Origin of the sequence: Aeromonas sp. XH (assembly GCF_033348475.1) — a bacterium.
Lineage (GTDB): Bacteria > Pseudomonadota > Gammaproteobacteria > Enterobacterales > Aeromonadaceae > Aeromonas > Aeromonas sanarellii.
In genome coordinates, this window is the sequence record NZ_CP137630.1 from 1,781,404 (window position 1) to 1,801,754 (window position 20,351).

Sequence of the window (20,351 nt, forward strand, 5' to 3'; positions counted from 1 at the left end):
GTCCTCTTTTAGGCTTTTGTTTGGCCGTAATAGGCGTGTTTGCCATGCTTGCGCTGGTAGTGCTTCTCCAGCAGGTAGTCGGGCAGGGGGCGGGCTGCGGGGTTGATCTGGCCGGTGAGCCAGGCCATGCGGGCCACCTCTTCCAGCACCACCGCGTTGTGTACCGCGTCCTCGGCGCTCTTGCCCCAGCTGAAGGGGCCGTGGTTGGCCACCAGCATCCCCGGCATGGTGAGGATGGGGGTCTGTTTGAGGGTCTCGACAATGAGATGACCGGTCAGCCCCTCGTAGTCCTCCTCGACCTCTCCCGGGGTGAGCAGGCGGGAGCAGGGGATCTCGCCGTGAAAGTAGTCGGCCTGGGTGGTGCCGAAAATGGGGATGGGGCGCCCCGCCTGGGCCCAGGCGGTGGCATGGGTGGAGTGGGTGTGCACCACGCCGCCAAGCTCCGGATAGGCGCGATAGAGCACCAGGTGGGTGGCGGTGTCGGAGGAGGGGCGAAGGTCCCCCTCCACCTGCTTGCCCGCCAGATCCAGCACCACCATGTCCTCGACCCGCATCCGCTCATAACTGACGCCGCTCGGTTTTATCACCACCAGGCCTTGTTCCCGGTCGATGCCGCTCACGTTGCCCCAGGTGAAGGTCACCAGGCCGTGGCGCGGCAGATCCAGGTTGGCGGCGAGCACCTGCTCCTTGAGCATCTTGAGGTTCATGCCTGTCCCCCCCGGTTGTAGAGCGGCTCGGCGGCGGCGCCCCAGGCGAGATAGCGCTGGTAGAGGCGCTCGTACTCGGCGACCCGCTCGGGCTGCGGTTGGTGGGTGCGCTCCACGGCGCTCGCCATGTGGCGCTGGGCCTTGGCCACATCGGGATGGATCCCGGCCGCCACGGCGGCGAAGATGGCCGCCCCCAGGGCGCAGCACTGATCCGAGGCCACCACCTGGATGGGTCGGTTCATGACGTCGGCGCAGGTCTGCATCACGGAGGCGGACTTGCGGGCGATGCCGCCGAGCGCGATCACCTGCTCCACCGGCACCTGCTGACTGGTCATGCACTCCATGATGCTGCGGGCGCCGAAGGCGGTGGAGGCCACCAGGGCGCCGAACAAGTCGGGGGCATCGGTGCCGAGGTTGATCCCGGTGAGGGTGCCCTGCAGGCGCTGGTTGGCATAAGGGGTGCGGCGGCCGTTGAACCAGTCGAGCACCACCGGGAGGTGCGCCAGGTCGCGCTGCTGCTCCCAGGCGGCGGCGAGGCTGGGCAGCAGCTCCCGCTTGTGGGCCTCGATGGCGGTGCGAAGCTCCGGATACTGGGCGGCAAGGCTGTCAAGGGGCCAGCCGAGCTGGCGCTGATACCAGGCATAGATGTCACCGAACGCCGATTGTCCCGCCTCCAGCCCCACCCTGCCCGGCACCACGCTGCCATCCACCTGGCCGCAGATCCCGGCAATGGCCCGATCGCCTATGGTGGCCTCGTCGGCGATCAGGATGTCGCAGGTGGAGGTGCCTATCACCTTGACCAGGGCATTGTTGCCGGCCCCGGCCCCCACCGCCCCCATGTGGCAGTCAAAGGCGCCGCCGGCGATCACCACCTCGCAGGAGAGGTGCAACCGCTCCGCCCACTCGGGCGTCAGGGTGCCGACCGGCAGATCGGCGGTCCAGCTGTCGGTAAAGAGGGGGAAGTCGAGATCCTCCGTCAACAGGGGATCCAGGGCGTTGAGGAAGTCGGCGGGGGGCAGGCCGCCCCAGCTCGGGTGCCAGAGGGACTTGTGGCCGGCGGCGCAGCGACCGCGCTTGAGGGTGGCCGGAGCCTGGGTGCCGCTCAGGATGGCGGGCACCCAGTCGCACAGTTCGACCCAGTTGCAGGCGGCGGCGCGCACGGCGGCATCGGCGCGGGAGACGTGCAGGATCTTGGCCCAGAACCACTCGGAGGAGTAGATGCCGCCGATGTAGCGGCTGTAGTCGGGGAACTGGCCGCCGTGGCACAGGGCGGTGATGGCCTCCGCCTCCTCGATGGCGGTGTGATCCTTCCACAGCACGAACATGGCGTTGGGGTTGTCGGCAAACTCCGGACGCAGGGCCAGCACGCGCCCCTCTCTGTCGATGGGGGCGGGGGTGGAGCCTGTGCTGTCCACCCCGATGCCGCGCACGGCGGTGCGCTGACTCGGCGTGAGCTGGCTCACCACCGCCACCACCGCCTGCTCCATGGACTCCAGATAGTCGAGGGGGTGGTGGCGGAACTGGTTGTTGACCGGCTGGCAGTAGTGGCCTGCCTGCCAGCGGGGGTAATAGACGACCTGGGTCGCCAGCTCGGCGCCGTCCTGGCAGCGCACGGCGAGTGCCCTGACCGAGTCGCTGCCGAAATCGAGTCCGATGGTGATCTGCTCGGACCTGGGGTGCTCAGACATAAGTGCTCCTGACCATCAATGAGGGGTGACTGGGGGGAACCATAGGAGATGGGCAGGAGGGGCGGTTAGCCATTGGCTGCTGGAAATATGGATTTTAACGCTGTCAGTGCGACAGGGTGACGGCCATCCAGAATTGGATATGTGACAATTTTGCTAATTATATAGACGAAATGGCTGCAATTTCATGGCGTGATCCTGCTCTCCATTTTTCCATGTGAAAACGATTACAACTTGTCTCGCTCAACTAGCAACAACAATAACGTCCTGTTTAAGCATGTTTTTATATGGCTGTGACTTGATGGACTCAAGGAGCAGCACTGCGTGGATACATGGATTGATAGAACCGTTGGAGACATTCGCATGAACAAAATCGTTAAAGGCATGATCGCAATGGGGTTCGCCCTTGGTATGGCAAATTCTGCTTTCTCGGCCGAGGCACTGAAGCTGGGCTATCTGGTCAAGCAGCCGGAGGAGCCCTGGTTCCAGACCGAGTGGAGCTTCGCCGACAAGGCGGGTAAGGATCTGGGCTTCGAGGTGATCAAGATAGCCGTCCCCGATGGCGAGAAGACCCTCAATGCCATCGACAGCCTGGCAGCGAATGGCGCCAAGGGCTTCGTCATCTGCACCCCTGACCCCAAGCTCGGGGCCGCCATCATGGCCAAGGCCAACAGCATGGATCTGAAAGTCATCACGGTGGATGACCAGTTCGTCAACGCCAAGGGCCAGCCCATGGAGCAGGTGCCCCTGGTGATGATGGCCGCCACCAAGATTGGCGAGCGTCAGGGGCAGGAGCTCTACAAGGAGATGCAAAAACGTCAGTGGGACCTGAAGAGCACCGCCGTACTCGCCATCACCGCCGACGAGCTCGACACCGCCCGTCGCCGGGTCGAAGGCTCCTTGAACGCCCTCAAGGCCGCCGGCTTCCCCGAGGCGCAGATCTACCGCTCGCCGACCAAGGCCAACGACATTCCGGGGGCGCTGGATGCCGCCAACTCCATGCTGGTGCAGCACCCCGAGGTGAAGAACTGGCTCATCGTCGGCATGAATGACAATACCGTGCTCGGCGGCGTGCGCGCCACCGAAGGGCAGGGCTTCAAGGCCGAGAACGTCATCGGCATCGGCATCAACGGGGTGGATGCGGTGAACGAGCTCTCCAAGTCCAGCGCCACCGGCTTCCTCGGCTCCCTGCTGCCAAGCCCGGACGTGCACGGTTACAAGAGCGTCCAGATGCTCCATGACTGGGTGGTCAACGGCGCCGAACCGGCCAAGTTCACCGAGGTGACCGACGTGGTGCTCATCACCCGCGACAACTTCAAGGTCGAGCTGCAGAAGAAAGGGCTCTAATCCCCCCTGATACCCATGCCGGCATGGCGCCCTGCGCCGTGCCGGCTGGCTGGAGTCATGTCATGAATCACGTTCCTTATCTGGAGTTCTGCGGCATCAGCAAGGAGTTTCCCGGCGTCAAGGCGCTGCAGAATGTCTCCTTCTCCTGCCAGCGGGGCACGGTGCACGCCCTGATGGGGGAGAACGGCGCCGGCAAGTCCACCCTGCTCAAGATCCTGAGCGGTTTTCAGTCGCCCACCACAGGGGTGGTGAAGCTGGCCGGCCAGGAGAGGGTATTCCAAAACACGGTCGACGCCCTGGAGAGCGGGATCGCCATCATCTATCAGGAGCTACACCTGGTGCCCGAGATGACGGTGGCCGAGAACATCTACCTCGGCCAGCTGCCGACCCGACGCGGGGTCATCGATCGGGAGAAGCTCTATCAGGATGCGGCCAGGCAGCTGGTGCGCCTCGGGATGGATGTCTCCCCCGAGACGCCGCTCAAGTACCTGTCCCTCGGGCAGTGGCAGATGGTGGAGATCGCCAAGGCCCTGACCCGGGATGCCAGCGTCATCGCCTTCGACGAGCCGACCAGCAGCCTGTCGTCGCGCGAGATTGAGCAGCTGTTTCGGGTCATCCGTCAGCTCCGTGACGAGGGCAAGGTCATTCTCTACGTCTCCCACCGCATGGACGAGATCTTCGCCCTGTGCGACGCCATCACGGTATTCAAGGACGGCCAGTTCGTGCGCACCTTCGCCTCCATGGCCGAGGTGGACCGGGATCTGCTGGTCAAGACCATGGTGGGGCGCGAGCTGACCGACATCTATGGCTACAGCCCAAGGCCGCTCGGCGAGGCGGGCCTCAAGGTAGATAACCTGATGGGGCCTGGGCTCAAGGCGCCGGTATCCTTCGAGGTCAAACGCGGGGAGATCCTCGGCATCTTCGGGCTAGTGGGGGCTGGGCGCAGCGAGCTGATGAAGCTTATCTTCGGCGCCGACAAGATGCACAGCGGCGAGATAGCGGTATTCGGCAAGCCGGTGGTCATCCGCAATCCCATCGACGCTATTCGCAGCGGCATCATGCTCTGCACCGAAGATCGCAAGGCGCTTGGCATCATCCCCATTCACTCGGTGCAGGAGAACATCAACATCAGCGCCCGCCGTCACCACGCGTGGGGGGGCTTCTGGATCAACCAGCAGTGGGAGGACGAGAACGCGAGGCTGCGGATCCGCGACATGCGGGTCAAGACCCCGTCTCCCCAGCAGGCCATCATGAACCTCTCCGGCGGCAACCAGCAGAAGGCCATTCTGGGGCGATGGCTCTCCGAGGACATGAAGGTCATCTTGCTCGACGAGCCGACCCGCGGCATCGACGTCGGGGCAAAGAACGAGATTTACAACGTGATTTACGATCTGGCCAAGGTGGGCATCGCCGTGGTGGTGGTCTCCAGCGAGCTGCCGGAAGTGCTGGGCATCGTGGATCGGATCATGGTCATGCGGGAGGGGGAGATCGCCGGCGAGCTTTCCCACGATGAGGCCAACGAGGTCAAGGCGCTCAATCTGGCCATGCCGGCCCGTTGATCTGCTGACCGCAACGAGATAGCACCCGGAATTTTCAGGAGAAATACCATGACAACTACTACCTCAGTCGGCCAGGCCGCCAGCACCGCGGCGGCGACCGGCTCCCGCCTGCAACTGGCCCGCGTCTGGGATCAATACGGCATGCTGGTGATCTTCGCCATCCTGTTCCTGCTGGCCTGCGTGCTGGTACCCAACTTCGCCAGCCTGATCAACATGCGCGGGCTCGGGCTCGCCGTCTCCATGTCGGGCATGGTGGCCTGCGGCATGCTGTTCTGCCTCGCCTCCGGCGAGTTCGACATGTCGGTGGGCTCCGTGGTGGCCTGCTCCGGCGTCGCCTGTGCGGTGGGCATCAACGCCACCGAGAGCATCACGGTGGGCATCCTGGCCGGCATGTCGGTGGGGGTGCTGTTTGGCCTCATCAACGGCATAGTCGTGGCAAAATTCAAGATCAACGCCCTCATCACCACCCTCGCCACCATGCAGATGGCGCGCGGGGTGGGCTACATCATCTCCGACGGCAAGGCGGTGGGCATCGTCGAGGAGCGTTTCTTCGAGCTCGGCAACTCCGCCCTGCTCGGCATCCCGACCCCGGTCTGGCTCACCGCCATCTGCTTCGTGCTGTTCGGCCTGCTGCTCAACAAGACCACCTTCGGCCGCAACACCCTGGCCATGGGGGGCAACGAGGAGGCGGCGCGCCTGGCCGGGGTCAACGTGGTGCGCACCAAGATCATCATCTTCACCATGACAGGGCTGATTGCCTCCATCGCCGGCATCATACTCGCCTCGCGCATGACCTCGGGCCAGCCGATGACCTCCATCGGCTTCGAGCTGGTGGTGATCTCCGCCTGCGTGTTGGGAGGGGTCTCCATGAAGGGGGGGATCGGCAAGATCTCCTACATCATCGCCGGGGTGCTGATTTTGGGGCTGATGGAAAACGCCATGAACCTGCTCAACATCTCCCCGTTTGCCCAGTACGTGGTGCGTGGCCTCATCCTGCTCGCCGCCGTCTTGTTCGACCGCTACAAGCAGGTGCGCAAGGCCCGTCTCTGAGTGGTTTTTCTCCTCCTCACTAGGCCGGCCCCGCGCCGGCCCGGTGTTTTCCCCGGCAAGCTGTGAGCCAGTTCAACAATTTCACAACAGGCAGCTTGCAAGCATAGGGTGTTCCAACGCCGGATCTCTACAATGGCCCATGTCGACTTTTTTACCGAAACCCTGTTTTCCGCCATGTCCTCGATGCAAAAAGAGAAGCCGAAACAACTGAACCCCCTGCTGCCGGGCTACGCCTTCGACGTCTTCCTGGTCTCGGGCATGACCCCCATCGAGCAGGGCAGCGCGCTCGATTTCATCATCGACCGCCCCCACGGCATGAAGGGATTCATCGTCAATCTGACCATCAGGGGCAAGGGGCAGATCTTCCAGGGGGACCAGGCCTTCACCGTGGAGCCCGGCGACCTGCTGCTGTTTCCGCCCGCCGCCGTGCACTACTACGGACGGGCGCCGGATGCCCGGGAGTGGTATCACCGCTGGGTCTATTTCCGGCCGCGGGCCTACTGGGCAGATTGGCTCAAGTGGCCCCAGGTGACGGAGCGGGTGGGGCGACTGCAACTGGCGGACAGCCAGCTGCTCGCCGAGTTTGATGCCCTCTTCCTCGACATCGAGGAGACCCACCAGCAGCTGAGGCCCATGTCGGAGCAGCTCGCCATGAACCTCTTGGAGCGGCTGCTGATCCGCTGCTACGAGGCCTCCTCCCAGGATGCCTATCCCGCCATCGACCACAGGGTCCACCAGGCGTGTCAGATCCTGAGCGAGTCGCTGTCGGCCGAGATCTCGGTGGAGGCGCTGGCGGAGCAGGTATTCTTGTCCCCCTCCCGCCTCGCGCACCTGTTTCGCGAGCAGGTGGGGGTGAGCATAGTGCGCTGGCGCGAGGATCAGCGCATCATGCGGGCCAAGCTGCTGCTGCAGACCACGCCGCTGTCGGTGGCCACCATAGGCCAGCAGGTGGGCTATGACGATCAGCTCTACTTCTCGCGGGTGTTCCGAAAGCGGGTGGGGGTCAGCCCCACCGAATACCGCAAGTGCGCCACCCCGCTGTGAGCATGACCCAGAGACGACAAAGCCCTCGTGACGAGGGCTTTTGTTATCCATGAGGGGCGGATGCGCTATCAGCCCTGGCGAGCCTTGAACCTGGGGTTGCTCTTGCAGATGACGAACAGCCTGCCGCGCCGGCGCACGATCTGGCAGTCCGGATGACGTGACTTGGCGGATTTCAGGGAGGCGAGAACCTTCATTTTTGATCTGTTCCTTTGCTGAAGAAGTGACCGAATCGCTGACCGAAACGGGCGACCTGCCCTTCCTTGCCGACCTGCTTCTGCTTGCCGGTGTAGAAGGGGTGGGAGGCGCTGGAGACATCCAGCGTCACATAGGGGTAGGTGTTGCCATCTTCCCACTCCTTGGTGCGATCGGTGGCCAGCGTGGAGCCGATCAGAAAGCAGGTGTTGCTGGCGAGATCGTGGAACAGAACCTTGCGGTATTCAGGGTGGATGTTGGGGCGCATGATTGTCTCTTTTGTTATGTTATATCATGTCCAAAATAATGCTATGGATGAGAATCAATATCAACTGTTTTTTTTCCATGATGAAGGGGATGCGAGGAAATGCGGGGCATACCGGCAGCACAACGTTCGCGGGGCCTGATGCGCTATGGTGACCGAAGTGAGGGAGCCGTCTTTACTTTTTAAAGTTACTGTATAAAAATACAGTTATTCATCATGGAGACGTACCCTATGCGCCTGGAAATCATCATCGACAGAAAACACCAGATCCCCACCTCGACCATGGAGGCTCTGCGTCAGGAGCTGCTCAAGCAACTGGGCGAGCGGTTCCCCGATCTGCATGTGCGGGTCGCGCCGGGCAGCGCCATGGCCCTGACGGTCAGTCGCGCCAGCAAGGAGGAGAAGGAGCTGGCCGAGGCCATGGTGCAGGAGGTGTGGGAGAACGCCGACAGCTGGATGCCGGAAGAAGAGGCCGTGGAGGCCTGACAAGGCGCCGGCAAACTGCCCGGGCACAAGTGTCAGCCGGGTCGAGATCTACCCACCGCTCGCATCGCTTCGAAAAAAACGCAGCCAATGGCTGCGTTTTGCATTGATGGGTGAACCAGCAGGAGAAGTAGAGGGAAAGGCAGGCTCCAAGCGGACCGTCAAAGCCCCGCCCAGAGCTTGAGGCTGCCGCTCTGTACCCGCTGGTTGGCCCCTGCGATGTCGCCATTGGCGCGAAGCGCCTTGAGGGCAATGGGCAGGGCTGCGCGGACTTCCTCGGCCGTCATGCCGGCATGAAGGGCGGGGTGATAGGCGAGCTTGAGCAGCAGGTAATCGAGCCCGGTGGGAAAGCTGTCGACGCTGTTGTCGTTGAAGATGGAGGGAAACACCTTGTCCGAGTCGTTCGGCAGCCCCATCACCTGGGTCAGCTCTTCCACCACGCAGTCGAGAAAGCGGCCCTTGGCCCGGCTGTAATCCACCGGGATGATGATGGTGGCTCGGACGATCTCGTAGCTGTCGTTGGTGGCGAAGTTGGCCAGGCAGATCCCCTCCTTGAGGGCGATGCGCACCGACTCGTCCTGGCGCATGGTGCGCACGGCCCAGCTCGCCATCTGCTGGTGCCGGGTCATGACGAGGGTGAGATTGGGGTTGCTGCTGACGATCTCGATGGGATGGCCGGTGATCCTGGCAAGGTGCTGGCTCTGCACCCTGACCACCTCGGCCTGCAGCGGCTTGTCGCCGAACTCGTTGATGAGCTTGAGGCGGATGGGGGCTTGCCAGCGGGAGAAGCGTATCTGGGCCTCATGACCATATTCCCGCTTCATGGCGACTTCCATAAAGCTCTGGAGCAGGTAGTCATCGCGCTGCCAGCGCTCCGCCGCGAAGAGTGGCAGGGAGAGGAGCCAGAGCACCAGCCCCCGGGCGAGCCAGGCCCCATGGCGAGCGGGCTGGTGATGGCATGGCCAAGGGCGCATCTTGCCTCCTTGCAAGCTGGGATCAGCGGCTGGCGCGTTCGATGTCACGCCAGGTGAGCCAGAGCCTGAGATCGAACTCCAGTTGATGATAGTCCGGTTCCATGTGCTGGCAGAGCTGATAGAAAGCCTTGTTGTGATCCTTCTCCCTCAGGTGGGCCAGCTCGTGCACCACTATCATCTTGAGGAAGGCGGGATGGGCCTCCTTGAACAGGGCGGCGATGCGGATCTCGTTCTTGGCCTTGAGCTTGTTGCCCTGTACCCGGCTGACATAGGTGTGCAGGCCGAGGGCATCCTTGATCACGTTGATCTTGCCGTCGAAGATCACCTTGGAGAGCGGTGCCGAGCTCTTGAGATAGCGGTTCTTCAGCTCCATGGTGTAGGCCAGGAGCGCCTTGTCGCTCTGGACGAGGTGGGTCTCCGGATAGCGTTTGGCCAGCATATCGCCGAGCTTGCCCGCCGCGATCAGCTGCTGAACCTGGGCCTTGAGCGGGTCCGGGTAGCCCCCTAGATAGGTCAGTTCCGCCATGATTCCTCCCTCTGCCACGAAAAAGAGCGCCATTGTAATCGCGGTGCCGGGCCTTGGATACCCGGCGTGATGGCGAGCATCCCCTCGTCTGGCACGAGCTGCGCCTTCATCCAATGATAAGGGCCGTCATGATGACGGCCCTTATCTGATATTTATCGGTGCAGGGTGTCTGTTCAGCGCCTGCGATAGAGGCCTGGATCCACCTCTTCATACCGGCCCACCAGATACTGGTAGAAGGCGAGATGGGAAGGGGAGCTCGGCTCTTTGAGCTCTTGTGCCACCCGCTCCGGCTTGGCGATGATGAACTTGGGCGACTGGCGCTGGATGTCGGCCAGCACCCGTTCGCGCACGTCATAGGGCGGGTTGACGTTGGCAAAGAACAGATAGGCGGAGGCCGGCTGGCGATCGGTCCAGAGGTAATATTGCGGCTGGATGCCGTCCACCCAGATCTTGTCGGTTGGTCCGGTTTCGGCCTTGATGCGGTCGACCCGCACCTGGGCCGGCGGATTGAACGGCCTGCCCTTGAGGTTGCCCTCCCAGGCGTTGTTGACCAGCAGCGCCAGCATGGCGAGCGAGGCGAGCCAGGGGGTGGTGCTGCGCACGTCCCAGGCGCGCCAGAGCGGCACCAGGATCAGCACCGGCAGGGCCCACAGCAGGCTGTTGCCGAGCACCTCGCGCACCCGCGGGAGCGACCACTCCTTGGTGCTCCAGCCGTAGCCGAGCTGCTGGGCCAAGAGCCAGCTGGCGGTCAGCACCACCAGGGAGATGCAGAGCAGGCCCAGGGCATCGGAGTGCTGTTCGCTGCGATCCAGCAGGCAGGCCAGCGGCAACAGGCCAAGCTGCAGATAGAGCACGTCGTAGTGGTCGAACACATGGCCGGAGACCGAGTTGGCGACCAGGGTGAACAGCACGCCGAACAGGGTGGCGCACAGGACGGGCAGATACCACTCCTGGCGCCGGCTCATCATCAGCAGAATGAAGGCCGGCAGCAGCATGACGAGGCCGGTGCGCAGCAGGCCGACGGCTCCCACCTCCGGCGAGAAGCCGTTGCCGTAGCTGCCCTCGAAGAAGATGCCGAAGGCGTAGTACTGGAATTCGGCCAAGAGGCCATGGTGCTGGAAGTAGGCGAGCAACGGGCCGCCGATCACTGCCAGTCCCAGCAGGCTGGAGAAGAGCAGGGCGAAGGCGCAGCGCCACTGCTCGCGCAGGCACCAGTGGCAGAACAGCACCAGATACCAGGCGCCCCAGAAGGCGCCGTTGTTGGTGCGCATCCAGGCCACGACGGCGAAGGTGAGCGCGGCCACCAGGGCCGGTCCCCAGCTGAATCGCTTGTCCAGCAGCAGGGTGATGAAGGCCCACTGGGCGATGAGGGCCAGATGGAACGTCCAGTCCTCGGTCATGTTGCCGTAGTAGTAGCGGGTGCCGTAGAGCGCCAGCAGCGCCAGCATGCTGCCAAGGCGCGCGCGCAGGGAGAGGCCGAGCTGGGCGAAGGCCTGCCAGCTCGCGAGCAGCCCCAGCCAGCAGAGTGCCCACTCCAGCAGCCAGATCCCGAAGAAGCCGCCCAGGGAGTAGCCGAGGGCATCGAGGGCGAAGATCATGGGGCCCTTGATGTCGATCATGTCCCGATAGAGCACGCCCCCCTCGCTCCACATCTTGCCCATGACCGCAAACAGGGAGGCATCGAAGCCCGGCGCCATGACGTGAAACAGCGGATTGCGCAGGCAGAACAGCAGCGCCATCAGGGCGGTGAGCAGGACAACCAGCGGCCGGATCCCGGGATTGTGGCGTTGCGGGGTAAAGTGGATGGCGTGATTCATGGGTGACCTGTTCCTGCGGGAAAGACTGAAAAAGCGGGCTTATCTTGCCGAGCCGGGCGGCACGATGCAATGGAAGAAGAGTAGGCGCCTGAAATAATTCGCAAAAGTAACGTTTTCAGTGCCGTCACGCACAAGAAAGGCGGGGCTTGCCCTGGCCTTGCCGAGCCGCATGAGGCAGGAAAGCGCTGGCGCCCGGCACATTCGCCAGGCGCCGCCCGTGGTCTGGTTGCCGACGGACGGTGACAGGGGGCCGGGCCCGAGGCCCGGCCCCGGTTCAGTGGCCCTGGTATTCCACCAGCGCCGGGAGGGGGGCGAGCTCGGGCAGGTGACGGGCCCAGCGGATGAAGGCATCCGCCAATGTGATGCCGAGCTCCTGATTGTGCTGGGTCAGGGTGCGGGCCAGCGCCGTGTAACCCTCCTTGCCGGAGGCGGTGTAGGCGCTGGAGACCCCCCGATAGATGGCATCGGGCTCGACCGCCTGCCACTGGCCAGGACTCGCCTCCCATTCGAGGCGGGTGATCCGGCTCCCTTTCGGCCTGTCGGCCCGATAGCAGAAGCGCACCCCGGCGGTGTAGGGGAAGCTGCCGCTGCCGTTGCCGACCACGCCGTTGTTGGTGGCGTTGTCGATGGCCCCCTCCAGCGCCTCGGCGAGCTCATGGCCGTGCACCCGGTAGAGGGTGAGGGGGATGGCAAACGGCAGCAGGCGACCGGCGATGTCCGCCTCGCTCAGGGGGCCGGGTTCGAGGGAACAGCGCACGCCGCCGGCGTTGTGCAGGGCGAAGTCCACCTGCCCCACCTGCTCGCGGGCGGCGGTCAGCATGGCCTGCGCCACCAGGGGGGCCACCTGGCTGCCGGCGGGCAGGGTCGTATCGGGCAGGCGCTGATGGTGCAGGGGCCCGTCGAGCCGGGTCACCACGCGCTGGGTCATGGTCTCGAGCTCGGGGCGATAGCGCCTGGCCAGATGCTGCTCTATCTCGGGGGCCGGTTCACAGAAGTGCAGCCCTGCGGGGGGCTTGGAGTCGAACGGCCAGGGTTGCCAGGGCAGCCACTCCAGCCGGCCGCGGCTTCGCCGCACACGGCCGTGCTCGTCAAACGCCAGCTCGCACACCCCGAGGCAGAGGGCGCTGTGGGCGGCGTGCAGGATGGCGACGTCGTTGACCATCAAGGGGTATTCCCCCTCGCTCTCGAGCCCGAGGGGGGCCAGATCCCCCAACAGGCTGTGGGTGTGGCCACCGACGATGAGGCTGAGGGCCGGGAAGCGCTCGGCCAGCCGCCTGTCCTGCTCAAGCCCCAGGTGGCTCAGCAAGATGATGTGCTGGATCCCCTCGGCCCTGATCTCGCCGAGGGCGGCGTCCAGGGTATCCTCGATACCGTGGAAGCGGGTGTGGGGATCCGGATTCGCGATGGCCGCCATCTGCGGCAGCGTGATGCCGAGCAGGGCGAAGGGAACGCCGTCGATGACGCGCCTGTGCCAGGGGCGGCTGGCGTCATGGAGCCTCGGCAGCCCCTGCAGCCGCAGGGGCGCATCGGCGGGCTCCTGGCGACTGTCGAGGTTGGCCGCCAGCACAGGGAAGTCGAGCTGGCGCAGGAACTCCACCAGGGGACCGTTGCCGAGATCGAACTCGTGGTTGCCGATCACCATGGCATCCGGTCGCAGCAAGGCGAGCAGGTCGGCGTTGGCCCGCCCCTTGAAGCGGTTGAAATAGAGGGAGCCCTGGAAGGTGTCGCCGCCGTGCAGGAAGAGGCAAGTCTGACCGGCCGCCTCGGCCTGTTGGCGCAGGGTGGTGAGCCTGCTCAGGATGCGGGCGTAGCCGCCGCACTGGGTGCGCCACTCGGACTCGCCGACGGGGGAGAAGCGCATGGGGGCGCCGTCGAAGTGGGAGTGGCAGTCGCTGAAGTGGGCAAGTTGAACCGTAATACTCATTTCGGTCCTCCCTAGAGAAAAAGAGCACCGAGTCTACTGCATGGGGCGGGGGGGATGCCAGCCCGGCGGGCGCCGGGCTGGCGACCAGTCAGGCAGGTACCATGATCTGGGTGGCGAGGATCACCACCAGCAGGCCGACCGCGACCGGCAACGAGGTGCGCTTGACCACCTCGAACGGCGACAGGTTGCCCATGCCCGCACAGGCGACCACCACCCCGGAGACCGGCGAGATGGTACGGCCCAGGTTCGAGGCCTGCAGCATGGGGATCACCAGGTAGGCGGGGTTGACCCCGAGGCTGGTGGCGAGATGGGGAATGAGCTCCACGAAGGCGTAGAAGGGGGCATTGCCCGAGCCCGTGGTGAAGGCGGCCAGGGTGGTGATGACCACCAGCATCAGCATGATGACGATGCCGCCGGTGCCAAAGCTCTGGGCCAGATCCAGCAGGTTGGCGATGAAGCCGAGCCCCATCAGCCCCTGGGCGAAGACCCCGGCTCCCACCAGCAGCATCACCACGCCGGCGAAGGCGTCGGCCATGCTGCGCCAGCACACCTGCAGCCCGTCCAGCAGCTCGCGGCCGTTGCGCTTGCGCGCCAGCTCCAGCAGGGCGGTCAGCACCAGGCAGATGACGATGATGGTGACGATCTCGAGCTTGGGTCCCAGCTTGCCGTCAAACAGCAGCACGCCGATGATGGGGGTGAAGGGCAGGATGGCGTAGAAGCCGGGGGCATCGGTGACGAGATCGCTCGGGGCGACCGGGGCGTTGTGTTCGCCGGACTTCCCATCCAGATAGCGCTGCCAGAAGAAGTGGGTCACCGCCATGGCGGCGATGGCGGTGAGGGAGATGGGCAGGGTCAGCTTGAAGGCGAAGTCGATGAGCTCCATGTTGGCGGCCTGGGCGGCCAGCACCACGTCCCCCGAGGTGGGGGAGAGGATGATGGCGGCCGGGGAGGCGCACACCGCCGCCGCGGCGCCGCGGGAGATCCCCATGTTGACCATCAGCGGGAACAGGGTGGCCATCAGCAGCACCCCGAGGCCGGTGGCGGAGCTCACCGCGAGCGACATGGCGCAGGCCACCAGGTAGGCGGCTACCAGCAGGATGTAGGGAGACTTGATGACGCCGAGCGGCTTGCTGGCCAGCTTCACCAAAATGGTGTTGGCGCCGATGTGGCTCATGTAGCCGGCGAAGCCACACAGCACCATGATGAGCATGCCGAGACCACCACCCCTGTCCACCAGCAGGAAGCGCACGTACTCGAACACGTCGGTGGCCGCGTGACCGGTGGAGGTGACGCTGGCGGGCAGCACCGCCTTGCCCATCAGGGCGGTGATGACCAGCAGCAGCAGGCCGCCGCTGAGCAATACTCCGGTGGCCGAGTAGCCCTTGAAGATGTAGCGACCCACGGCCAGGGTGACCAGGGTGCCAATAAGGAGTTCCATCATATGCAGGTTCCTGAGAGTGAAGTGATGCCGGGCCTGTCACGGGATAACCGGGGGTTGTGCTGGTTACATCGACACGGGCCAACAAAAACGCCAGGATTATTACCTCATAAGGAGTATTTCACCACGGGTTAGGTGGCTGCCTGTGATCTCGCCTGCAAATCCCCGCCCGACCGGGGTGATATTTGCCACCTTTGTACCATCCCGCTGCCGACAGCAGGTGACAGCGCCCGGGATCGCGGTTAATCTCCCAATCTGACTATTAATTCATTGATTATTAATTGAAATTAAGCTGGGACTCACAAGGGGCAAGGCCGCGGGCAGATGGGACTCTTTAGCAAGACAGGGGTGATGGCGACCCTCATGTATGCCGCGTCGATCGGTGCAGTGCCATCCCATTACGAAGGCATTCGGGTGGCGCCTGACATCAAGGTCGACTTCCAGTTCTACCGGGTGTCCGGTGCCGATGTGGCCGCCGTGATGCGCCAGATCACCGCCTTGTCCCCTGCACAGGCGGACGGCCACATCGGCAGGGCCAGCTATCAGCTCTCCTGGCAGTTGCAGACGAGGTCTGCGGCGGCGCGCTGCGAGCTGGATCGGGCCAGCGTGACGGCCAGGATCAGGGTCAGGGTGCCGAACTGGATGGACAAGGCCAGGGCGCCCGCGAAGGAGCGCCAGAAGTGGGACAAGCTGGTGGCGGCCATGTTCGACTACGAGAGCCGTCACAAGGACATCCTGCTCGAGAGCGTCAGCCTGCTCGGCACGCGCCTCGCCCAGTTGCCGGTGACCAAGGACTGTGCCGCATTGCAGCATCAGGGCTGGCGGGCGGGGCAGGCGGTGCTGGAGGCGACCCGCGAGCGGTTCGCCATCCTGGCCAGGCAGACCGATGGGGGGCGCAAGCTGGGGGTCAGCTGGCCAGCAGGCAGTTGATCGTCATCGGCGAATAAAAAACGGGCTTCCCCTGGGGAAGCCCGTTTTTGTTGGCGCGCCCTATGGTGTGGCGGGCGGCAGCCGTTGCCACTGGCTAGTCGCGCAGGGGCTTGCCCTTGAGCAGCCGGCGCACCCAGTAGCGGGCGGGATGCAGCGCCTCCAGCAGATCGGTCGACAGCGGCAGCGGCTCGCCGCAGATCTCGCCGGCGATCAGCTCCCCGCACAGGGGGGCCGAGCAGAGACCCCGTGAACCCAATGCGCCCAGCACATAGAGGCCGGGATACAGGGGCAGAGCGGGGGCACTCTGCTGATCGCAAGGTGCCTGGGGGTAGTGATCCGCCAACGCCGCCAGTCTGGCAACGGGCCCCGCCACCGGCAGGTGATCACGGCTGGCGCAGCGCACCCCCACCCTGGCCTCGTCGCCGCTCACATCCACCTCGTTTGGCCAGGTCTCGCCCGGCAGACAGGCCAGCAGCCTGTCCCGGTTCTGGGCCTGCTCCTCGGGACGATACGCCAGATCGGTCTGGTTGCGGCCATAGCTGGCGCCGATGCAGTGCGCGCCACCCTGGGCCGGAGTGAGGTAGCCGTCGTAGCAGAGCACCGTCTTGAGTAGGCTCAAGCTGGCTGTGGTCGGCACATGGCTCACCTGGCCGCGCACCGGATAGAGCGGCAGTTCGGCGAAGGGGAGCAGGGCGGGCAGATGATGACCGGCGGCCACCACCAGATTGGGGGCTTTCCAGCGGCGGCCATCCTGGCTCTCGATATGCCAGCCATCTGCCTGTTCGGCAATGGCGACAGCCTCGGTATTGAAAGCCACCTGCAGCAGTCCGCTGGCCTGCGCCTCCTTGATGGCGGCGCGGGTGAGATCCGCCGGGCAGAGCCAGCCCCCCAGGGGATAGCCGACGCCACCCGCGCCACAGGGCAAGCCGACCACCTGCTCAACTTCTGCCGCAGAGAGTGGGCGCATCAGCTCGGGGGGGAAGGGGCCCAGGCTCATCTTGGCGAGCTTGGCGGCGGACTTGTCGTCATAGCCGAGCTGTACCACACCGCACAGGTCGAACGCGACCGGATGGCGCTGTGCGAGTGCCTGCAACCGGCTTCTGGCAAAGCCGAAGGCGAGGGAATAGAAGCGTGAGAGCGCATCGTGTTCGCCGTTGAGCAGGGGGTAGAGGGCCCCCTGGCGGTTGCCAGAGGCGCCGGTTGCCGGCTCGCCATCCTGGCACAATAGGGTCACCCTGCGACCCCGCTCCACCAGGGAGAGCGCCGTCATGGCCGAGGCGATGCCGCCGCCGATGATCAGCACCTCGCCGTCCCGACCGGCGGGCCTGGCATACCAGGGGGCCAGGCTCTGCTCGGGGGACTTGCCCTCCCGCGCGCCCGCCAGCATCTCCCGCTTGCTGCCGTGGCCCTTCACCTTCTTCATGGCAAAGCCCGCGGCGATGAGCCCGCGGCGCACGAAGCCGGCACAGGTAAAGGTGGAGAGAGTGGCGTCGGGGCGGGCGAGACGGGCCAGTCCGTCGAACAGCGCCTGGGTCCACATCTCGGGATTCTTGGCGGGGGAAAAGCCATCCAGATACCAGGCGTCCACCAGACCGTCTGCCGGATGGGGCACCTGGGGCAGCATCTTCTTGATGTCGCCAAACCAGAGGTCGAGGCGGATGCGGCCGCCCGCAAACAGCAGGCGGTGGCAGCCCGATACCGGCAGGGGCCACTGGGCGATGAGCGGCTGGCTAAGGTGCGCGAGCTCGGGCCAGGCCGCCAGGGCCTTGCGCAGATCGTCCTGGGCAAGGGGGTATTTCTCGAAGCTGATGAAGTGCAGCCGGGAGCCCTTGCCCGAGGGAGGCGCCTGCTCCAGAAAGGCCGCCATTGTCGCCAGAAAGTTAAGACCCGTGCCGAAACCTGTTTCACCAATCACGAAATTGTCACTATCGTGATGCGAAAATCGTTCCGGCAGCCGATTTTGCTGCAAAAAGACGTAGCGGGTTTCACTTAGACCGTTATCATTGGAAAAGTACACATCCCCGAACTCACTGGAGACTGGAGTTCCCGCTTCATTCCAGTCCAATCGGGCATGTTGTAAGGATGTTTGACTCACGTTTTCCTCTGCTCGCGTCACAAAATCGCGGGCATTCTACGTGAAAGCAGACCAGTTTGGCAGCCGAAAGCGGGTAGACTCGGTGCCAGTTTTTCCAGACGAGATGAATTAATGAGAAGAGCAGTGATCACCGGTATCGGCGTCATCTCCAGTATCGGCAACAACAAGGAAGAGGTGCTGGCCTCCCTGAAAGCAGGCAAATCCGGCATCACCTATTCCGAGCAGTTTGAACAGTACAACCTGCGCAGCCGTGTCTGGGGTAACATCAAACTCGATCCGTCTGAACTGATCGACCGTAAAGTCATGCGTTTCATGGGTGACGCCGCGGCCTACGCCTACCTCTCCATGCAGCAGGCCATCGAAGATGCGGGCCTGCCGGAGGAGATGGTCTCCAACGAGCGCACCGGCATCGTCACCGGTTCCGGCGGCGCCTCCGGCAAGAACACCTCGGAGTCCGCGGACATCGCCCGTGAGAAGGGGGTCAAGCGCGTGGGGCCCTACATGGTGCCGCGCACCATGTCCTCCACCACCTCCGCCTGCCTCGCCACCCCGTTCAAGATCAAGGGTGTCAACTACACCATCAGCTCCGCCTGCGCCACCTCTGCCCACTGCATCGGTCACGCCCTGGAACTGATCCAGCTCGGCAAGCAGGACATCGTCTTCGCCGGCGGCGGCGAGGAGCTGGACTGGTCTTCCACCATCCAGTTCGACGCCATGGGCGCCCTCTCCACCAAGTACAACGACAACCCGGAAAAAGCGTCACGCACCTATGATGCGGATCGCGACGGCTTCGTCATCTCCGGTGGTGGTGGCATCCTGGTGGTCGAGGAGCTGGAACACGCCCTGGCCCGCGGTGCCCACATCTATGCCGAGATCACCGGCTACGGCGCCACTTCCGATGGCTACGACATGGTGGCCCCGAGCGGTGAAGGCGCGGTGCGTTGCATGAAGATGGCGATGCAGGGTGTCGGCAAGGTGGACTACATCAACACCCACGGTACCTCCACCCCGGTTGGCGATACCAAGGAGCTGGAAGCCATCCAGACCCTGTTCGGTGCGGATGCGCCCAAGCTCTCCGCCACCAAGGCGATGACCGGGCACGCCCTGGGCGCCGCCGGCGTGCACGAGGCCGTCTACTCCCTGCTGATGATGGAACACGGCTTCATCGCCCCCAGCATCAACATCGAGAACCTGGACGAGAAGGCGGTGGGCCTGCCCATAGTGCGCGAGTACGAAGAGGCTGACCTCAATACCGTCATGTCCAACAGCTTCGGCTTCGGCGGTACCAACGCCTCCCTGGTGTTCAGCAAGTTCAAGGCTTGATGCTCACCGAGTCGAGATGGAAAAAGGCGCCGAAAGGCGCCTTTTTTATTGGTTTTTTGCCATCAGCACGCTCAGCACGGCTCGGCCAGGGGCAGGCGCATATAGACTGCGCCCTCCCCATACTCTGCCAGCGACTTCTCCGTGGCGGCGGGCATAAAGCCCTGTCTGCGCCAGAAGGCCGGGGCATCCTGTACCGCCACCAGACCCGCATGGCGGTAACCCTCTCGGCTCGCGAAATCCAGCGCCGTGGCGAGCAGGCGTTGACCCACCCCTATGCCACGCGCCTCGGGGGCGACGGCGAGATCATGCAGATAGAACTCCTCGTCACCAGCCAGTCCCTGCATGGGCACCGAGAGGGGCGGGGGTTGGTGGGCACGCCAGGGGTGGCAGAGCAGGTAGCCCTGCACCTTGCCCCTGTGCTCGGCGACCCAGCAGCAGGCCGGGGCCAGCTCGCTCTTGTTCTGCATCACCTCGAGGGGCTCGGGATCGAACAGGTGATAACACTGGTGCTGGATGGCCATGATGGCGGGCCAGTCGGGGGCCCCTATGGTGCGGATGTTAATCATAACCTGTGGCGCTATTGCGGTGGGTCAATCCATGACGGGACACCAGACTAGCATAAGGTGCTGATTAGTTGAACAGGAAGGGTTTATATGACGCCCTTATAGGTTCAGCGAACGGCTTCCTTGCTCACTACCTTGATCAGTCGGTAGCGCAGAGAGGAGGCATCCGCCGGCACATCGGTCAGCTGCTCCTTGGTGACTTCCAGCTGATAACGGTAGCCGGGCTCGAAGGTGAAGCCCTCGATCTGCTGATAGAAGAGGCTCCAGCTCTCGCCGGGCTGGCCGCGCACCTGCATGCATTTCATGGGGGCGACACCGATGCAGTCGGCGAGCTTGTCCTGGACATAGAGGGTCTCGGTGGCCGGGGTGCTCTGGCAGGCGCTGAGCAACAGGGTGGAACAGAGTAGCAGGGGGGCTTTCATCAGGGTC

19 protein-coding genes are annotated in these 20,351 nt (G+C 64.1%); 7 read left to right on the forward strand and 12 right to left on the reverse strand.

Annotation, left to right across the window (positions count from 1 at the left end; genetic code table 11):
* Nucleotides 1-8: 8 nt before the first annotated feature.
* Together R2B70_RS08345 and R2B70_RS08350 are read right to left on the reverse strand one after the other, a co-directional pair.
* Nucleotides 9-707, reverse strand: a complete 699-nt coding sequence (locus R2B70_RS08345) for an L-ribulose-5-phosphate 4-epimerase (RefSeq protein WP_318163128.1) — start codon at nt 705-707, stop codon at nt 9-11.
* Nucleotides 704-2,395, reverse strand: a complete 1,692-nt coding sequence (locus tag R2B70_RS08350) for a ribulokinase (RefSeq protein WP_318163129.1) — start codon at nt 2,393-2,395, stop codon at nt 704-706. Before R2B70_RS08350 ends, R2B70_RS08345 begins: the two co-directional genes overlap by 4 nt.
* Nucleotides 2,396-2,755: 360 nt before the next feature.
* Here R2B70_RS08350 and R2B70_RS08355 point away from each other — a divergent pair, with 360 nt between their 5' ends.
* The 4 genes from R2B70_RS08355 (at nt 2,756) to araC (ending at nt 7,392) form a co-directional block, all read left to right on the forward strand.
* The gene (locus tag R2B70_RS08355; RefSeq protein ID WP_318163130.1) at nt 2,756-3,739 is read left to right on the forward strand and encodes an arabinose ABC transporter substrate-binding protein; all 984 of its coding nucleotides are present in this window, start codon (nt 2,756-2,758) and stop codon (nt 3,737-3,739) included.
* Nucleotides 3,740-3,801: 62 nt separating this feature from the next.
* A complete protein-coding gene (gene araG, locus R2B70_RS08360; protein WP_318163131.1) occupies nt 3,802-5,298 on the forward strand; it encodes an L-arabinose ABC transporter ATP-binding protein AraG in 1,497 nt (498 codons plus the stop codon).
* Between the two features lie 48 nt (nt 5,299-5,346).
* The gene (araH, locus tag R2B70_RS08365) at nt 5,347-6,348 is read left to right on the forward strand and encodes an L-arabinose ABC transporter permease AraH (RefSeq protein WP_318163132.1); all 1,002 of its coding nucleotides are present in this window, start codon (nt 5,347-5,349) and stop codon (nt 6,346-6,348) included.
* A 132-nt stretch (nt 6,349-6,480) separates the two neighbouring features.
* Nucleotides 6,481-7,392, forward strand: a complete 912-nt coding sequence (gene araC / locus R2B70_RS08370) for an arabinose operon transcriptional regulator AraC (protein WP_411645687.1) — start codon at nt 6,481-6,483, stop codon at nt 7,390-7,392.
* Nucleotides 7,393-7,460: 68 nt separating this feature from the next.
* Here araC and ykgO read toward each other — a convergent pair whose 3' ends face one another.
* Nucleotides 7,461-7,586, reverse strand: a complete 126-nt coding sequence (ykgO, locus tag R2B70_RS08375) for a type B 50S ribosomal protein L36 (protein ID WP_209791978.1) — start codon at nt 7,584-7,586, stop codon at nt 7,461-7,463.
* Nucleotides 7,583-7,852, reverse strand: a complete 270-nt coding sequence (locus R2B70_RS08380; RefSeq protein WP_318163133.1) for a type B 50S ribosomal protein L31 — start codon at nt 7,850-7,852, stop codon at nt 7,583-7,585. The genes ykgO and R2B70_RS08380 overlap by 4 nt, the downstream gene beginning before the upstream one ends.
* Before the next feature lie 228 nt (nt 7,853-8,080).
* Here R2B70_RS08380 and R2B70_RS08385 point away from each other — a divergent pair, with 228 nt between their 5' ends.
* The gene (locus R2B70_RS08385; RefSeq protein ID WP_042075405.1) at nt 8,081-8,335 is read left to right on the forward strand and encodes a DinI family protein; all 255 of its coding nucleotides are present in this window, start codon (nt 8,081-8,083) and stop codon (nt 8,333-8,335) included.
* A 158-nt stretch (nt 8,336-8,493) separates the two neighbouring features.
* On the opposite strand, the gene R2B70_RS08390 is transcribed toward R2B70_RS08385, so the two are convergent.
* The 5 genes from R2B70_RS08390 to dcuC form a co-directional block, all read right to left on the reverse strand.
* The gene (locus tag R2B70_RS08390) at nt 8,494-9,306 is read right to left on the reverse strand and encodes a DUF2927 domain-containing protein (RefSeq protein WP_318163134.1); all 813 of its coding nucleotides are present in this window, start codon (nt 9,304-9,306) and stop codon (nt 8,494-8,496) included.
* Nucleotides 9,307-9,328: 22 nt separating this feature from the next.
* A complete protein-coding gene (locus tag R2B70_RS08395; RefSeq protein WP_318163135.1) occupies nt 9,329-9,832 on the reverse strand; it encodes a M48 family metallopeptidase in 504 nt (167 codons plus the stop codon).
* Between the two features lie 173 nt (nt 9,833-10,005).
* The gene (locus tag R2B70_RS08400) at nt 10,006-11,649 is read right to left on the reverse strand and encodes a hypothetical protein (protein ID WP_318163136.1); all 1,644 of its coding nucleotides are present in this window, start codon (nt 11,647-11,649) and stop codon (nt 10,006-10,008) included.
* 274 nt (nt 11,650-11,923) lie between these two features.
* Nucleotides 11,924-13,573: a bifunctional UDP-sugar hydrolase/5'-nucleotidase gene (locus R2B70_RS08405; RefSeq protein WP_318163137.1), complete on the reverse strand. Its 1,650-nt coding sequence runs from the start codon at nt 13,571-13,573 to the stop codon at nt 11,924-11,926.
* Nucleotides 13,574-13,661: 88 nt separating this feature from the next.
* The gene (gene dcuC, locus R2B70_RS08410) at nt 13,662-15,014 is read right to left on the reverse strand and encodes an anaerobic C4-dicarboxylate transporter DcuC (RefSeq protein WP_042075417.1); all 1,353 of its coding nucleotides are present in this window, start codon (nt 15,012-15,014) and stop codon (nt 13,662-13,664) included.
* Between the two features lie 321 nt (nt 15,015-15,335).
* Here dcuC and R2B70_RS08415 point away from each other — a divergent pair, with 321 nt between their 5' ends.
* Complete coding sequence (locus R2B70_RS08415; RefSeq protein ID WP_318163138.1) at nt 15,336-15,941, forward strand: DUF922 domain-containing protein; 606 nt, start codon at nt 15,336-15,338, stop codon at nt 15,939-15,941.
* A gap of 94 nt (nt 15,942-16,035) precedes the next feature.
* On the opposite strand, the gene mnmC is transcribed toward R2B70_RS08415, so the two are convergent.
* Complete coding sequence (gene mnmC / locus R2B70_RS08420) at nt 16,036-18,057, reverse strand: bifunctional tRNA (5-methylaminomethyl-2-thiouridine)(34)-methyltransferase MnmD/FAD-dependent 5-carboxymethylaminomethyl-2-thiouridine(34) oxidoreductase MnmC (protein ID WP_318163139.1); 2,022 nt, start codon at nt 18,055-18,057, stop codon at nt 16,036-16,038.
* Nucleotides 18,058-18,147: 90 nt separating this feature from the next.
* Here mnmC and fabB point away from each other — a divergent pair, with 90 nt between their 5' ends.
* On the forward strand, nt 18,148-19,359 hold the full coding sequence (gene fabB / locus R2B70_RS08425; protein ID WP_209791993.1) for a beta-ketoacyl-ACP synthase I: 1,212 nt from the start codon (nt 18,148-18,150) through the stop codon (nt 19,357-19,359).
* A gap of 71 nt (nt 19,360-19,430) precedes the next feature.
* Here fabB and R2B70_RS08430 read toward each other — a convergent pair whose 3' ends face one another.
* Together R2B70_RS08430 and R2B70_RS08435 are read right to left on the reverse strand one after the other, a co-directional pair.
* Nucleotides 19,431-19,925, reverse strand: a complete 495-nt coding sequence (locus R2B70_RS08430; RefSeq protein WP_318163140.1) for an N-acetyltransferase — start codon at nt 19,923-19,925, stop codon at nt 19,431-19,433.
* Nucleotides 19,926-20,029: 104 nt separating this feature from the next.
* Nucleotides 20,030-20,344 carry a DUF4377 domain-containing protein gene (locus R2B70_RS08435; RefSeq protein ID WP_318163141.1) on the reverse strand — a complete coding sequence of 105 codons (315 nt, stop codon included), beginning with the start codon at nt 20,342-20,344 and terminating at the stop codon, nt 20,030-20,032.
* Nucleotides 20,345-20,351: the final 7 nt, after the last annotated feature.